General features: G+C 74.4%; 15 protein-coding genes. 5 read left to right on the forward strand and 10 right to left on the reverse strand.

What is annotated here, in order from left to right; translation table 11 throughout:
- Positions 1 to 20 precede the first annotated feature (20 nt).
- Positions 21 to 1,001, reverse strand: coding sequence for an SMP-30/gluconolactonase/LRE family protein (locus tag ABWK59_RS26240; RefSeq protein ID WP_354643083.1), 981 nt, complete (start codon positions 999 to 1,001; stop codon positions 21 to 23).
- A 283-nt stretch (positions 1,002 to 1,284) separates the two neighbouring features.
- Complete coding sequence (locus tag ABWK59_RS26245) at positions 1,285 to 1,992, reverse strand: TetR/AcrR family transcriptional regulator (RefSeq protein ID WP_354643084.1); 708 nt, start codon at positions 1,990 to 1,992, stop codon at positions 1,285 to 1,287.
- Positions 1,993 to 2,152: 160 nt separating this feature from the next.
- Here ABWK59_RS26245 and ABWK59_RS26250 point away from each other — a divergent pair, with 160 nt between their 5' ends.
- Positions 2,153 to 2,593 (forward strand): nitroreductase family deazaflavin-dependent oxidoreductase, encoded by a 441-nt coding sequence (locus ABWK59_RS26250; protein ID WP_354645109.1) that lies wholly within the window; start codon positions 2,153 to 2,155, stop codon positions 2,591 to 2,593.
- Between the two features lie 31 nt (positions 2,594 to 2,624).
- Positions 2,625 to 3,050 (forward strand): acyl-CoA thioesterase, encoded by a 426-nt coding sequence (locus ABWK59_RS26255; RefSeq protein WP_354643085.1) that lies wholly within the window; start codon positions 2,625 to 2,627, stop codon positions 3,048 to 3,050.
- Positions 3,051 to 3,092: 42 nt separating this feature from the next.
- Here the strand turns inward: ABWK59_RS26255 and ABWK59_RS26260 are convergent, their stop codons facing one another.
- Genes ABWK59_RS26260 through ABWK59_RS26270 form a run of 3 tightly spaced genes read right to left on the reverse strand, consistent with a single transcriptional unit; the run spans position 3,093 to position 5,331 of the window.
- Positions 3,093 to 3,506 (reverse strand): HIT family protein, encoded by a 414-nt coding sequence (locus tag ABWK59_RS26260; protein WP_354643086.1) that lies wholly within the window; start codon positions 3,504 to 3,506, stop codon positions 3,093 to 3,095.
- 30 nt (positions 3,507 to 3,536) lie between these two features.
- Positions 3,537 to 4,751 (reverse strand): hypothetical protein, encoded by a 1,215-nt coding sequence (locus ABWK59_RS26265; RefSeq protein WP_354643087.1) that lies wholly within the window; start codon positions 4,749 to 4,751, stop codon positions 3,537 to 3,539.
- Positions 4,752 to 4,797: 46 nt separating this feature from the next.
- Complete coding sequence (locus ABWK59_RS26270; protein ID WP_354643088.1) at positions 4,798 to 5,331, reverse strand: SigE family RNA polymerase sigma factor; 534 nt, start codon at positions 5,329 to 5,331, stop codon at positions 4,798 to 4,800.
- A gap of 111 nt (positions 5,332 to 5,442) precedes the next feature.
- Here ABWK59_RS26270 and ABWK59_RS26275 point away from each other — a divergent pair, with 111 nt between their 5' ends.
- Positions 5,443 to 7,539, forward strand: coding sequence for an MDR family MFS transporter (locus tag ABWK59_RS26275; RefSeq protein WP_354643090.1), 2,097 nt, complete (start codon positions 5,443 to 5,445; stop codon positions 7,537 to 7,539).
- Between the two features lie 5 nt (positions 7,540 to 7,544).
- On the opposite strand, the gene ABWK59_RS26280 is transcribed toward ABWK59_RS26275, so the two are convergent.
- The 3 genes from ABWK59_RS26280 to ABWK59_RS26290 form a co-directional block, all read right to left on the reverse strand.
- Positions 7,545 to 8,513, reverse strand: a complete 969-nt coding sequence (locus ABWK59_RS26280) for an ROK family protein (protein ID WP_354643091.1) — start codon at positions 8,511 to 8,513, stop codon at positions 7,545 to 7,547.
- Between the two features lie 85 nt (positions 8,514 to 8,598).
- Entirely contained in the window at positions 8,599 to 9,510 is a 912-nt protein-coding gene (locus ABWK59_RS26285) for an SDR family oxidoreductase (RefSeq protein ID WP_354643092.1), read from the reverse strand.
- A gap of 111 nt (positions 9,511 to 9,621) precedes the next feature.
- Entirely contained in the window at positions 9,622 to 9,987 is a 366-nt protein-coding gene (locus ABWK59_RS26290; RefSeq protein ID WP_354643093.1) for a hypothetical protein, read from the reverse strand.
- Between the two features lie 105 nt (positions 9,988 to 10,092).
- On the opposite strand from ABWK59_RS26290, the gene dnaK reads away from it, so the two are divergent.
- Together dnaK and grpE are read left to right on the forward strand one after the other, a co-directional pair.
- Positions 10,093 to 11,991 carry a molecular chaperone DnaK gene (dnaK, locus tag ABWK59_RS26295; protein ID WP_354643094.1) on the forward strand — a complete coding sequence of 633 codons (1,899 nt, stop codon included), beginning with the start codon at positions 10,093 to 10,095 and terminating at the stop codon, positions 11,989 to 11,991.
- On the forward strand, positions 11,988 to 12,533 hold the full coding sequence (gene grpE / locus ABWK59_RS26300) for a nucleotide exchange factor GrpE (RefSeq protein WP_354643095.1): 546 nt from the start codon (positions 11,988 to 11,990) through the stop codon (positions 12,531 to 12,533). The genes dnaK and grpE overlap by 4 nt, the downstream gene beginning before the upstream one ends.
- Before the next feature lie 46 nt (positions 12,534 to 12,579).
- Here grpE and ABWK59_RS26305 read toward each other — a convergent pair whose 3' ends face one another.
- Positions 12,580 to 14,082 (reverse strand): phytoene desaturase family protein, encoded by a 1,503-nt coding sequence (locus tag ABWK59_RS26305; protein ID WP_354643096.1) that lies wholly within the window; start codon positions 14,080 to 14,082, stop codon positions 12,580 to 12,582.
- Between the two features lie 212 nt (positions 14,083 to 14,294).
- Complete coding sequence (locus tag ABWK59_RS26310; RefSeq protein ID WP_354643097.1) at positions 14,295 to 15,203, reverse strand: 1-phosphofructokinase family hexose kinase; 909 nt, start codon at positions 15,201 to 15,203, stop codon at positions 14,295 to 14,297.
- Between the last annotated feature and the right edge of the window lie 49 nt (positions 15,204 to 15,252).

Here is a 15,252-nt window from a genome sequence, read left to right on the forward strand (position 1 = left end):
CGGAGGCCGGGCCCATCGGGTCAGCCGCGCGGGACGGCCACCACGTCGTAGTCGGTGGTCGGCGTCGGCGGGGTGTCGAAGCGGCCGTTGGGGATGTAGAGGCGGTCGCGGTACGCCGCGACGGTGGCCGGGATGCGGAACCGCGGGTCGGTGATCCGGCGGGTGATCTCGCCGTGCAGGCCGGTCCGGTCCAGCTTCACCACGGCGACCTCGTTGGAGAAGTTCCGCACCGCGAACAGCTCGCGGCCCTGCCGCAGCAGGCCGTCGCCGTTCACCAGGTCGGCGCCGCCCAGGTCGGTCCTGCGGGCCACGCCGGTGCGCGGGTCGATCCGGTACAGGCTGCCGGTGGTCATGTTGACGACCAGCAGGGCGGTGCCGTCCGGGGTGGTCTCGATGCCGTTGGAGCCGACGCTGCCCTGCGGCACCGGCTCGAAGTCCCCGCTGAGCGGGAGCCGGACCACCTCGGAGGGGTCCGGCAGCCGGCCGCTCGCGGCCAGCGGCAGGCCGTAGAGCACCGGCTGCGCGGACTCGGTGAACCAGGCCATCCCCGGGGTGAGGACCACGTCGTTGACGAAGGTGTCGGCGGAGGTGGCCAGGTGGTAGCTGGCGAGGATCGCGCCGGTCCGGGCGTCGATGACCCGGGCGTCGCCGCCCCAGCCGCCGGAGACGAACAGGCGGCCCCGGCCGTCGATCTTCAGGCCCAGCGAGGGCGAGCCGGGGCCGAGCCCGGCGCTGATCACCTCGCCCTGGCCGGTGGCCAGGCTGGCCCGGTAGATGTCGCCGTTGGCGAGCGAGCCGAGGTACGCCCGGCCCAGGGCGTCGATGGTGATGCCCTCCGGGTTGAACCCGTTCGGCAGCGGGAAGCCGTTCGGCAGGCAGCTCTCGGCCTCGGCGGAGTCGGTCGCGGCGCGGGCCGAGGAGCCCAGCGGGTCGAGCAGGACGGCGGCGCCGACGGCGGCACCCAGACCGAACAGTCTTCGACGGCTGACGGTGGCGGACATGGGCATGGATCCTTCCCCCAGGAGAGTGGTGGCGGACACTCCAGCACATCCGCACCACCTGCGCACCGAACACGCGTGCGCCTGCACAATCGGATCGGCACCCTCCGGTCGGTGGGCGAAATGCCCCGGTATTTCTGGAGTGGCGGTCGGTCGCCGCTCGAACGGGCCCGGGGCGCGGGTCGCGCGGACCTGGTGAACGGGCGCCGGACGGACGCCCGTTCGGACGTCGGTTCGCACGCGCGCGGATCCGGACGGGTGGGCGGGGGCAGCCGCGGCGGCCGGGTCACGTGTCCCGGGGGAGGCCGAGCTGGTCGGCCATCAGCTCGACGGCGTGGGCGAAGAAGTCGTCCGCGGGGTCCACCGAGCCGGCGAAGTGACCGAAGAGCTCGAAGCTGATCAGGCCGAACAGCTGGCTCCACGCCATGACCAGGCGGCCGATCAGCTCCTCCGGGAGGTCGGGGATGAACTCCCGTCGGATGAGCGTGAGTTGTTCGCCGAGCCGGCCCGGGAAGGGCTGCTCGGCGCCCGCTCCGGCCGCGGTCGCCGAGGGCAGCGCCCCCCGGACCGCCTCGATCAGCGCCAGCGGCACCCGGCTCGCCGGCGCCACCGTCTCCTGCGGGGCCCGGTAGCCGGGCACCGGCGTCCCGAACACCAGCGCGTACTCGTGCGGATTGGCCACCGCCCACCCGCGGACCGCCCCGCAGGCCGCCCGCCACCGGGCCCGTGCGGACTCTCCCGCGGTGGCGGCGAGCGCGCCCTCGGCGGCCGCGCCGACCTCGGTGTACGCGTCGATGATCAGCGCGGTGAGGAGGTCGTCGCGGCTGGGGAAGTACCGGTAGAGCGCGGAGGAGGCCATGCCGAGCTCGCGGGCCACCGCGCGCAGGGAGAGCCGCTGGGCCCCCTCGGAGGCCAGCTGGCGCCGGGCCTCCTGCTTGATCTCGCGGGTGAGTTCCTCGCGGGCCCGGGCCCGGGCGGTCTTGATCGCTGCCATGGGGACAGCGTACCGCCGGGCGGGAGCGGCGAACAGGAACGAGAGCACTGCTCTTGACTCGTCGCGGCGACGCTGTCACAGTTGATTCCGAGAGCACCGCTCTCGAAGAGAATCGACGATCTCGCCGGAGGTTCCGATGTCCGCCGCCACCCGCTACGTCATGCCGACCGGTCGCGTCGGCACCGCCGTCCTCTCCCTCAGCAACCGCCTGGTGGCGGCACTGACCGGCGCGGGTCTGAGCCTGTGGGGCTCGCGGGTCCTGGCCGTCCGCGGCCGCAAGAGCGGGGAGTGGCGCACCACCCCGGTCAACATGCTCACCCTGAACGGTGAGCGGTACCTGGTGGCGCCGCGCGGCCACACCCAGTGGGTCCGCAACCTGCGCGCCGCCGGCACCGGCGAGCTCCGGCTCGGCCGCCGTGCCGAGGCCTTCCGCGCCACCGAGCTGGAGGACGGGGCCAAGCCCGAGGTGCTGCGGGCGTACCTCAAGCGCTGGAAGTTCGAGGTGGGCGTGTTCTTCGACGGCGTGGACGACACCGCCTCCGACGAGGTGCTGCTGCGGATCGCCCCGGGGTACCCGGTGTTCCGGATCGCGGCGGCGTGAGGCGGCCCTACGGGGGAGTAGCGTGCCGGGTATGACTGATCACGGCTTCGCGGTGCCGGTGACCGTGCGTGGCTACGAGACGGACTCGCAGGGCCACCTCAACCAGGCGGTCTACCTGCAGTACGCGGAGCACGCCCGGTGGGCGTACATGCAGGAGGCCGGGGTCCGGCAGGCGGACCTGATCGCGAACGGGATCGGGCCGGTGGTGCTGGAGACCACGGTGCGGTACCGGCGGGAGCTGCGGGCGGGGGACGAGGTCCAGGTCAGCTGCCGGTTCATCTGGCGGGACGGCCGCACCTTCGGGATCGACCAGGCCATCACCCGGGCCGACGGCGTCCTCGCCGCCGAGATCACCTGCGTCGCAGGCTTCCTCGACCTCACCGAACGCCGCCTCGTCCCCGACCCCCGCGAGGCCGTCCGCCCCCTCGCCGCCAAGCCCGACCGCCTCGGCCTCTGAACGCGGGAACGCGCCCGCTGAACGCGCCCGCCCCGGTGGCGGTCAGCGGGTGAGGGCGGCGCGGATGTGCCGGGCGACCTCGGCGGCCTGGGCGTCGTCGGTGTAGCGGGTACGGGGCCAGAAGAAGCCGCGGAGACCGTCCTTGCGGTTGCGGGGCACCACGTGGACGTGCAGGTGCGGCACGGACTGGCTGATCCGGTTGTTGGCCGCGACGAAGCTCCCCGCCGCGGCCGTCCCCCGCTCCACCGCCGCCGTGACCCGCTGGACCCGTCCGAAGAACGGCCCGACCTGGTCCGCCGCCAGGTCGGTCACCGTCTCCACGTGCTCCCGGGGCACCACCAGCACATGGCCGGGGAAGAGCGGCCGGTGGTCCAGGAAGGCCACCGCCACCTCGTCCTCCAGGACCCGGTGCACCGGCACCGACCCCGCCACCACCGCGCAGAACAGGCAGTCCATGGCCGGATTATCGCCCCGGGCCGGGCGCCCTCAGCGGCGCCAGGCCGGGTCGGCCGCGATCGCCCGCAGCCGCTCCTTCGTCAGCGCCGGCTCGCCGGGCTCGGCCTGGTAGCCGGTGGTCCCGTTCCACTCGCCGACCGTCACCCGGGTGCCGTCCGGGTGGAGCGCCTCGGCGCCCCACGACAGCGCCGGCCCCTCGCCGCCCTTGGAGGCGTGGTCCTCCCGGGTGAACGAGAGGGTCCCGTCCTCGGCCCGGACCACCGGATCCTCGGACCCGCTCCCGTACGAGCCGCGCGGGTCGTGGTCCAGGCCCTGGGCCCAGCGGGGGTCCACCCGGACCGACAGCATGCTGGTCCGGCCGTCGGCGGTGACCAGCAGGTGGGCGGTGCCCCTGGTCTGCTGCTCGCCGGCCGGGTGGGGCTCGGCCCCGGCGGGCAGCAGGGTGCGCAGCACGCCGAGCAGCAGGTCCGGGGACGGCGGGGTGACGGTCGTCCCGGGGGCCGTCGGCCGCGGCGTGGCGTCCCGGGTGAACTGCTCGAACACCGGGTCCCAGGCGGGGCTGGTGGCGACCGCCGCCAGCTGGTCGGCGGTCAGCGGCGGTTCCTCGCGGGTGACGGTGTCGTACGCGCCGTTGTACTCGTCGACGCGGATCCGGCGGCCGTCCGCGCCGGTGTAGGTCACCACCCAGTTCCGCTGGTCGTCCGGGTCGCGGCTCGGGTACTTGGCGACCACCAGCACCGAGCCGTCGGGGCGGACCGTGCGCTCGCAGGACTCGGTCGGGGTCTGGAACGGGTCGGGGCACCTGGTGTCCGCGGTGTCCCCGGTGCCCGGCGGGTCCACCCGGTCGGTGATGAGGCGCACGATCCCGCGGCCCCTGCCGTCGTCGAAGACCAGCGACGCGATCGGGCCCCTGGAGGGCGCCGTCAGCTCGCCGATCCCGAACCCCTGCACGTCGGTGACCTGCCCGGGCGGCAGCAGCGACCGCAGGGTCCCGGACATGAACGTCCCGGTGATCCGGTCGCCGGGCCGGCCCGCCGGGTCCCGGGATCCGAGGTCGGCGGCCCCGGTCACGGTCAGGCCGACCAGGGCCAGGGCGCAGGCCCCGGCGGTCAGCGCCGCGTGGCGCCGGGCCCGACGCCGGCGCCCCCGCCGCTCGGCACCGCCGACCAGGGCCGGGCCCGGCGGGCCGGGGGCCAGGTCGGCCGCCTCCCGGAGGATCCGGGCGAATCGATCGTCGAAGGACATGGCAGGTCTCCGCCTTCTCGCAGGTGGGGAAAGGGACGGGGGTGGGTCAGGACTGGGTGAGCTCGTCGAGCTGCTCGCCCAGCTCCTCGCGCAGGCGGGCCAGCGCCCGGCTGCTGCGGGAGCGGACGGCGCTCGCCGACAGCTTCAGCGCCGAGGCGGTCTCCTCGACGCTGCGGTCCTCCCAGAAGCGCAGCACCAGCACGGCGCGGTCCTGGGGCGGCAGCCCGGCCAGCGCCCGCAGCAGGGTCACCCGCAGGGCCGGGTCGGGGTCGCTCACCCCGGTCTCCGCGAAGGTGTCGGTCACGTGCTCGCCGCTGCTGCGGCGCCTGCGGTACGAGAGGAAGGTGTTGACCAGGACGGTCTGCGCGTACCCGGCCGGGTTCGCCATCCGGGAGATCCGGCGCCACCGGTCGAACAGCCGGCCGAGGGCCTCCTGGGCGAGGTCCTCGGCGAGGTGCGCGTCGCCACCGGTCAGCAGGAAGGCCGTCCTGACCAGGTGGTGCCCCCTCGCCGCAGCGAACTCCCGGAAGTCCAGCGGCTGCCCAGGCGGGGCCGGACTCGTCGTCGTTGTGCGGTTCATGAACATCTAACGCGACGGCACCCCGGTCGCGTCGCACACCGCCCCGACGACCCGTCACCTCCCCGGATGCCAGGGCGGGCGGGAGCCGACCGCCGGTGTGAGGATGCCGGGGTGACCACCAGCAGCGGGACGGCCCCGGCCGCCCCGGAGGCCGTGCCGCCGCCCGTCCTCGACCGGCGGCAGCGGAACATCGTCTTCGGGACCATCGTGCTGGGCATGCTGCTGGCCGCCCTCGACCAGACCATCGTCGGCACCGCGCTGCCCACCATCGTGTCCGACCTGGGCGGCGCCGAGCACATGTCCTGGGTGGTGACCTCGTACCTGCTCGCGGAGACCGTCACCACCGCGCTGGTCGGCAAGTTCGGCGACCTGTTCGGCCGCAAGGTGGTCTTCCAGGTCTCCGCGATCGTCTTCATCACCGGGTCGTTCCTGTGCGGCCTGTCCACCAGCATGGGGCTGCTGATCACCTGGCGGGCCATGCAGGGCGTCGGCGCCGGCGGCCTGATGGTCACCTCGATGGCGCTGATCGCCGACGTCATCCCGCTCCGCGAACGAGGCAAGTACCAGGGCGCGATCGGTGCCGTCTTCGGCGTCGCCACGGTGATCGGCCCGCTGCTCGGCGGGCTGTTCACCGACCACCTCACCTGGCGCTGGGCCTTCTACGTCAACGTGCCGATCGCCATCGCCGTGGTGATCGCCGCCGCCCGGACCATCCCGTCGATCCGCTCGGTCACCACGCCCGTCATCGACTACCTGGGCATCACCCTGGTCGCGGTCGGCGCCAGCGCCCTGATCCTGGCCACCAGCTGGGGCGGCAACGAGTACGCGTGGAGCTCGCCGGTCATCATCGGCCTGTTCGCGGTCGGGGTGGTCGCCCTCGCGCTGTTCTGCTGGGCGGAGACCCGGGCCGCCGAGCCGATGCTCCCGATGCGGCTGTTCCGCAACCCCGTCTTCACCGTCTGCGGGGCGCTCAGCTTCATCGTCGGCTTCGCCATGCTCGGCGCATTGACCTTCCTGCCCACCTACCTGCAGTACGTGGACGGCGACTCCGCCACCGTCTCCGGCGTCCGGACCCTGCCGATGGTCTTCGGCCTGCTGATCGCCTCCGTGTTCAGCGGCAACGTGGTCAGCCGGACCGGCCGCTACCGGATCTTCCCCGTCGTCGGCTCGCTGGTGATGGCCGTCGGCCTGTACCTGCTCTCCCTGATGGACGCCTCCACCGGCAGCGGGCCGCAGTCGCTCTACATGGTCGTCCTCGGCACCGGCATCGGACTGTGCATGCAGGTGCTGACCATCGCGGTGCAGAACACCGTCGACTACGCCGACCTCGGCACCGCCACCTCCGGCGTCACCTTCTTCCGCACCCTGGGCAGCTCCTTCGGCACCGCCGTCTTCGGCACCATCTACACCAACACCCTGGGCCCCAACCTCAGCCAGGGCGTCGCCGAGGCCTCCGCCGCCTCCGGGCTCGCCCCCGCCGCCGTCGCCCAGGCCGCGGACAGCCCCACCGGCGTCCACGCGCTGCCGCCCGAGGCGCAGGCGCCGATCGTCGACGCGTTCTCCGAATCCCTGCACACCGTCTTCCTCTGGACGGTGCCGGTCGCCCTGCTCGGCTTCGTGATCTCCCTCTTCCTCAAGCAGGTCACGCTCCGCGACTCGGCCCGGTACACCTCCACCGACATGGGGGAGGGCTTCGCCTCGCCGAACTCCGGGGACTCCGCCAAGCTCCTCGAGCTCGCCGTCGGCCGGATCCTCCGCCGGGCCGACCTGGAGACCGCCCGCCGACTGGTCGCCGTGTCCGGCACCCGCCTGGACATCGCCGGGGCGTGGTCGGTCATGCAGGTCGAGCTGTTCACCCGGACCGTCGGGCACGCCAGCCTCAACCTCATCGCGGCCCGGCGGAGGGTACCGCCCGAGGTGTTCGAACCGTCCTTCGACCGCATGGTCGCGGAGGGGTACCTGACCCGGTACGGGCCCTACTTCTCGCACACCGAGACGGGCCTGCACGAGGTCCGGCTGATCACCGGCGCCTGGTCGGAGTGGCTCAACCAGCAGCTGGAGCAGGACCGGGGGAGGCCGCGCAGCGCCGAGCTCCGCGCGGCGGCGGACGCCATCGCCAAGCGGCTCATCGCCGAGGACCTGGCGGAGGGTCTGCCCGAGCCCGTCCGTGCGGGCGCCGTGAGCGGGGCGCCGGGGTCGGGTCCCTGAGGTGGTCAGATGCTGCGGAGGGCGGCTGCTGCGGCGCCGACGAGGCCGGCGTCGGGGCCCAGGTGGGCCTGGTGGATGTGGAGGCCGCGGGTGAAGGGGAGGGCGGCGTAGGTGGTGAGGTGGTGGGCGAGGGGGTCGAGGAGGACGGGGCCGGCCTGGGCGACGCCGCCGCCGATCACCACGGCCTCGATCTCCACCAGCGCCGCCGTCCCGGCGATCGCCGCCGCCAGCGCCCGCGCCGCCCGGTCGTACGCCGCCACCGCCACCGGGTCGCCCTGCCGGGCGGCCTCCGCGACGGCCGCCGCGGAGGCGTCCCCGCCGGGTGCCCGCCAGCCGTGGGCCAGGGCGTAGCGGGCGATGGCGGTGCCGCTGGCGAGGCCCTCGACGCAGCCGCGGCCCCCGCACGGGCAGTCCTCGCCGTCGATCTGGACGCTGATGTGCCCGATGTGCCCGGCGTTGCCGGTGAGCCCGCCGTGGACGCGTCCGTCGAGCACCAGGCCGCCGCCGACCCCGGTGGACACCACCATGCACAGGACGCTGCGGTACCCGGCCGCCGCGCCCTGCCAGTACTCGGCCTCGGCGATGGCGACGCCGTCGCCGATCAGGGTGACCGGGACGTCCACCGCCGGGTGCTCGCGGACCGTCCGGACCAGCGGGAACTCCCGCCAGGAGGGGATGTTGACCGGGCTGACGGTGCCGGCGACGGTGTCCACCGGGCCGGCGCTGCCGATGCCCAGGGCGACCACCTCGGACCACCGGCCGTCGGCGGCCAGCTCCTCGACGGCGCCGAGGACGGCAGCGGCCATGGCCTTGGCGTCGGAGCGGGCCGGGGTGGGCCGCCTGGTCCGGGCGACCAGGGCGCCGGAGGAGTCGACCAGCGCGGCAGCGATCTTCGTACCGCCGATGTCCACGGCCGCGACCAGCGGTTTCGCGCTGTCCGCGGGGGTGTGGGCGGGCGGGGTGGTGGCGGCCACGGTCGACTCCTGGGTCCGTCCGGTCGGGGGGTGCGCGGCGCTCAGGGTACCGTCCGGGACCGGCCGCGGCCGGACGGCGGGACGGTCAGCGGTAGGCCTCCGGGTCGGCCGCCGGGTCCTGCTCCACGTCGACCAGGAAGCGCCAGGCGTCCGGCCGGCTGCCGTCCAGGTCGGTGAACCCGTACGTGCGGGCGAGCTGTCCGCTGGAGAGCGAGGCGCCGTTCCACCGGGCGACCTCCGGGTCGGCGGCGAGGGCGGCGACCGCCCGGCCGGTGTACGAGGGGCTCTCGGAGACGGCGAAGTGCGGGACCGCCGCGACGGCGTCCCGCCAGTTCTCCTCGCGGACGCCGAAGTGATCGAGCATCAGCTCGGACCGCATCCAGCCGGGCGTCAGCGCCACCGCCGTGGCGCCACGCGGCCCGAGCTCCCGGCCGAGGGCGAAGGCCATCCGCAGCACGGAGGCCTTGGCGAGGTCGTAGAAGAAGGAGTTCCGGTAGCGGTCACGGTTGTACTCGGCCGTTCCGTCCGTCATCTCGACCACCAGCCCGCCGGGGTGGCGCAGCAGCAGCGGCAGGGCGTGGTGGCTGGTGATGGCGTGGGTCTCGACCGCGAGCCGGAGCAGGCGCAGTCCGTCGTCGAGGTCGTGCTCCCACACCGGGGTGTCCCAGGCGAACAGGCCCTCGCCGCCCCAGATGTCGTTGACCAGCACGTCCAGCCGGCCCTGTTCGGCCTCGATCCGCCGGACCACGGCGGCGACCTGCTCGGGCACCAGGTGGTCGGCGACCACCGCGACACCCCGGCCGCCGGCGGCGGTGACCAGCTCGGCGGTCTCCTCGACGGTCTCGGGACGGTCGTACTCGGAACGGCGTCCGGTGGTGCTGCGCCCGGTGGCGTACACGGTGGCGCCGGCCGCGCCGAGCTGGACGGCGATGGCGCGGCCGGCGCCCCGGGTGGCCCCGGCGACCAGGGCGACGCGGCCGGTGAGGGGAGTGGTCATCTGTGGCCCTTCGGTACGGCCCGGGGCGCGGCGGCCCTTCCGCCGACCGGAGTCCGGACGGTGACCATGCTCTCCCGTCAGCCGGCCCTGGCGCGGCGTGTCCGGCGAGGTCTACGGTCGGGCCTCGCCGCGCGGGGCGGGCTGGACGGAGCCGGTGAGGAGCGGGGCCTCGTGGCGGTCGGGGCGGTGCGTGCCGCGGTCGAGGACCTCGCTGCGCGGGGCGTCGCTCTCGCCGGTCGGCAGCGGGACGAGCCGGCGGGCGACCAGGTGTCCCACCCAGTGGCGGCCGCACTGGGGGCAGGGCGGGGCGCCCTCCGAGGTGTACGGGGAAGCGGCGCCGATGCCGTCGTGGGAGAAGTACTCCCAGTCGCCGCCGTCGTCGTCCCGGTAGTGCTGGACGTCGAAGTCGACGCTCCAGTGGTGCCAGCACTGCCCGCAGGTGAACTCGACGCGCTCCACGGCCAGTTCGGTGATCATCGCGGATGCCTCCCTGCTGCCTCCTGGCGGGGCCCTTGACAAGCTCTTCCTCCAGTTTTATCCCGGTTTCAGGGGAATGGGACCCGGGACGGAGGAAGTCCTGTCATGACGCGCTCAGTCGGTATCGACCTCGGTACCACCAACTCCGTGGTCAGTGTGCTGGAGGGTGGTGAGCCCACGGTCATCCCGAACGCGGAGGGTGCCCGGACGACACCCTCCGTGGTGGCCTTCGCCAAGGGCGGCGAGGTCCTGGTCGGCGAGGTCGCCAAGCGCCAGGCGGTCACCAACGTCGACCGCACGGCCCGTTCGATCAAGCGGCACATGGGCGACCCGAACTGGCGCTTCCCCGAGTCCGGCGACGTGGAGGGCAAGCGCTACGCGGCCCAGGAGATCTCCGCCCGGGTGCTGCAGAAGCTCAAGCGGGACGCCGAGGCGTACCTGGGCGAGGCCGTCACCGACGCGGTGATCACCGTCCCGGCGTACTTCAACGACTCCCAGCGCACCGCCACCAAGGAGGCGGGCGAGATCGCCGGACTGAACGTCCTGCGGATCATCAACGAGCCGACCGCGGCGGCACTGGCGTACGGCCTGGACAAGGAGAACGAGCAGACCATCCTGGTCTTCGACCTGGGCGGCGGCACCTTCGACGTGTCCCTGCTGGACATCGGCGAGGGCATCGTCGAGGTCAAGTCCACCAACGGCGACACCCACCTCGGCGGGGACGACTGGGACCAGCGGGTCGTGGACCACCTGGTCCAGCAGTTCAGGAACGGCCACGGGGTGGACCTGTCCAAGGACAAGATGGCCGTCCAGCGGCTGCGCGAGGCCGCCGAGAAGGCCAAGATCGAACTCTCCTCGGCCAGCGAGACCTCGATCAACCTGCCCTACATCACGGCCTCCGCCGAGGGCCCGCTGCACCTGGACGAGAAGCTCACCCGGGCCCAGTTCCAGCAGCTCACCGCCGACCTGCTGGAGCGCTGCACCACCCCGTTCCACAACGCGGTGAGGGACGCCCGGATCGAGGTCTCCGACATCGACCACGTCATCCTGGTCGGCGGCTCCACCCGGATGCCCGCCGTCACCGAGCTGGTCAGGTCGCTCACCGGCAAGGACCCGCACAAGGGGGTCAACCCCGACGAGGTGGTGGCCATCGGTGCCTCGCTGCAGGCCGGCGTGCTGCGCGGCGAGGTCAAGGACGTGCTGCTGCTCGACGTCACCCCGCTGTCCCTCGGCATCGAGACCAAGGGCGGCATCATGACCAGGCTGATCGAGCGCAACACCACGATCCCGACCAAGCGCTCGGAGATCTTCACCACGGCCGACGACAACCAGCCGTCGGTGCAGATCCAGGTCTACCAGGGCGAGCGCGAGATCGCGGCGTACAACAAGAAGCTCGGCATGTTCGAGCTGACCGGCCTGCCGCCGGCGCCGCGCGGCCTGCCGCAGATCGAGGTCACCTTCGACATCGACGCCAACGGCATCATGCACGTGGCCGCGAAGGACCTCGGCACCGGCGCGGAACAGCGGATGACCGTCACCGGCGGCTCCGCCCTCGGCAAGGACACCATTGAGCGGATGATGCGGGAGGCCGAGCAGCACGCCGAGGAGGACCGGGTCCGCAAGGAGGCCGCCGAGTCCCGCAACGGCGCCGAGCAGCTGGTGTACTCCACCGAGAAGGTCATCGCGGACAACCCGGACCGGATCCCCGCCGAGGTGCGGACCGAGGTGGAGGCCGCGCTGGCCGAGGTCAAGGAGCGGCTCAAGGGCGAGGACACGGCGGCGCTGCGCGAGGCGACCGAGCGGGCCGCCACCGTGGCACAGAAGATCGGCGCGGCGATGTACGCCCAGTCCGACGGCGGTGGCGGGTCGGCCGGGCCGTCCGGGTCGTCCGGGGACACCGGCACGGCGGGCGGGTCCGGGCGCGCGGGTGCCTCCGGTGCGGAGGAGGAGGTCGTGGACGCCGAGATCATCGACGAGGACCGCCCGAAGGGGAGCGGCGGATGAGCGAGCACACCGGGGGGAGCGGGCCGGACGCCGGACCGCCCGATCAGCCGCCGACCGCCGCGCCGGCCGTACCCCCGGGGGAGGCCATGGCACCCGAACCGCCGCCCGGCCCCGAGCAGCAGCTCGCCGAGCGCACCGCCGACCTGCAACGCCTCCAGGCCGAGTACGAGAACTACCGCAAGCGGGTCCACCGCGACCGCCTGGCCGTCCGGGAGATCGCCGTGGTCAACGTGCTCACCCGGCTGCTGCCCGCCCTGGACGCCCTGGACGCCGCCCGCGCCCTCGGCGAGCTGACCGGGGGCCTGCGGGCGGTGGCCGGCCTGCTGGAGTCCGAACTGGGCGAGCTCGGCCTGCAGTCCTTCGGGGAGCCCGGCGAACCGTTCGACCCGAGCGTGCACGAGGCGGTGGGGTCCGTCGACGCGGGCGCGGACGTCGAACCGTTCTGCGTGGAGGTCGTCCGCCCCGGCTACCGGGTCGGCGACCACCTGCTACGCCCCGCCGAGGTGGTGGTGGCCCGCGCGGAGCGGCCCTTCCCGGGGTGAGACCCGGCCGCGACGGGGAGCGGTGGGGGTGCGGTGAGCGGAACGGTCAGGGGACGGGGGCGTGGTCGCCGCGGACGAAGCGGAGCGGGTCCCCGGTGATGCCGAAGACACGGCGCAGGGTCCGGCGGGCGGCGTGCAGACCGGCCATGCCGTGCACCCCCGGCCCGGGCGGGGTGGACGCCGAGCAGAGGAACACCCCGTCGAGCGGCGTGGCGTACGGGTCCCACGCCGGCACCGGGCGGAACACCGTCTGGCGCAGCGACATCGCCCCGGCGCTGATGTCCCCGCCCACGTAGTTGGCGTTGTACACGGACAGGTCGGCCGCCGTGGTGGTGCGCCGGGCCAGCACCAGGTCGCGGAACCCGGGGGCGAACCGCTCGACCTGCGCCGTCACCGCCTCGCCGACGTCCACCGTGGAACCGTGCGGCACGTGCGCGTAGGTGTACAGGGTGTGCCGTCCCGCCGGGGCGCGGGTGTCGTCCACCACCCCGGGCTGAACCGCCAGGACGAACGGGCGCTCCGGGTGGCGGCCCGCGGCGACCTCCCGCTCGACCGCCACCGTCTCCGCCCGGGTGCCGGACAGGTGCAGGGTGCCGGTGGCGGCACAGGCCGGATCCCGCCACGGCACCGGCCCGGACAGCGCGAAGTCCACCTTGCACGCGGCCGCGCCGTACCGGAACGCCCGGAGCCTGCGGGCGTAGGACTCGGGCAGCCGGCGGCCCGCGATCCGCAGCAGGCCGGCCGGGCTGGTGTCCAGCAACAGCACGCGGGTGGAAGGGAGTTCGGAGACCGAGTCGATACGGCGACCGGTGTGGATCAGCCCGCCGCGGCGGACCAGTTCCGCCGCCATCGCGTCGGCGATCGCCTGGCTGCCGCCGCGCGGGACGGGCCAGCCGACCGCGTGCCCGAGGGCCGCCAGCAGCAGCCCGGCGCCGGCCGGGCCCGGCGCGCACGGCGGACGGATCGCGTGCGCCGCCACGCCGGCGAGCAGGGCACGGGCGGGTTCGCCGCGGAACCGGGCCGACCAGGCGGGAGTGCCGAACTCGCCGACGCGGAGCAGCAGGCGCAACGCGGTCAGCGGGTCGGCGGGCGGGCGGCGCTGGTCCGAGAGGGCGGCCTCCACGAGGCCCGGCCAGCGGGCGACCAGCGGGGCGAAGACGGCCCGCCACGCGCGGGCGTCGGGGCCGAGGGTGGCCGCGGTGCGGTCCAGATCACGCCACGCGACGGCGGCCTGGCGGCCGTCCAGGGGCTGGGCGAAGGCCGCCTCCGGCTGGAGCATCTCCACCTTGTCGGCGAGGCCGAACGCCCGGAAGAACGGCGACGCCAGGGCCATCGGGTGGGCCACCGAGCACACGTCGTGCCGGAACCCCGGGAGGGTCAGCTCCGCCGTCCTCGTCCCCCCGCCGACGGTCGGCTCCGCCTCGAACACCTCCACCCGCAGATCCGCCCCGGCCAGCACCAGCGCAGCGGCCAGCCCGTTCGGTCCGGACCCCACCACCACGGCATCGGCCTGCCCGTTACCCCGCTCCCCGATCCCGTTCGTACGCACCCCCGCACTCTCCCACGCCGACAGCAGGTTGCACCTGGTTCGCCGTCGGCGGGTGGAAGGCGCGTACCTTCCGGTTTCGCGCAGTTCTCCCCCAGCCTTCGGCCGGGAGGTGCCCCAGAGGTGCCCCCACGCGCCCCTGACAGTGGCTGGCCGGTTGCGCCGTGTTCGCGGTTCCCCGCGCCCCTGGTGGTGGCTGGCCGATTGCGTTCGGGTCAGGCCGGGTGGGCGGTGGTGGTGGCGCGGAGGCGGTGGTAGGTGGGGGTGTCGAAGTGGCCGGCGCGGGGGTGGTGGACGGTGGCGGCGGAGAGGGCGACGGCGTCGGGGAGGACGGCGGGCCAGCCGGCGCCGCCCAGCAGGCCCGCGGCGAGAGCCGCCACGCAGGAGTCGCCCGCCCCGGTGGGGTTGCCGCGGACGGGGGCGGGCGGGCTGCACCGCCAGGCGGAGTCGCGGTCGCGGGCGTAGAGCCCGTCGGGGCCGAGGGAGGCGACCACGGCGCGGGCGCCGCGTTCGATCAGGGCGGCGGCGGCCGCGGGTACGTCGTCGAGTCCGGTGGCGGTCCGGAGTTCCGCGGCGTTGGGCTTGATCAGGGTGGGGCGGGCGGCCAGGGCGGTGGTGAGGGCGGGGCCGTCGGCGTCCAGGAGGGTGGGGACGCGGTTGCGGTGGGCGAGGGTGAGGAGTTCGGCGTAGGCGTCCTCGGGGAGGCCGGGCGGGAGGCTGCCGGAGAGGACGAGGACGGCGGCGGTGGGCAGGAGTCGCTCGGTCTCCGTGACCACCCGCCGCCACTCCGCGGTGGTGAGGTGGGGGCCGGGTTCGTTCAGCAGGGTGGCGTCCTCGGTGTCGACCACCGCGACCGTGCGGCGGGTCTCGCCGGCGATCCGGACGGGGACGAACGGCAGCCCGGCGGCGGTGAGTTCGGCCTTCACGGCGGTGCCGGTCGGCCCGCCGAGGGGGAGCACGGCGGTGGCGGGCAGGCCGAGGGCGGTGAGCACCCGGGTGACGTTGACCCCCTTGCCGCCGGCCTGGGCGGCGACCTCGGTGACCCGGTGGCCGGTGTGCGGCCGGAAGTCCGGGACGGTGTAGGTGAGGTCCAGGGCGGGGTTGGGCGTGACGATCAGGATCACGGCGGCGGACTCCCGGAAGAGTGAGCGAATCTGCGCGGAAGAGCGAACT

The sequence above is a fragment of the Kitasatospora sp. HUAS MG31 genome (assembly GCF_040571325.1).
GTDB lineage: Bacteria > Actinomycetota > Actinomycetes > Streptomycetales > Streptomycetaceae > Kitasatospora > Kitasatospora camelliae.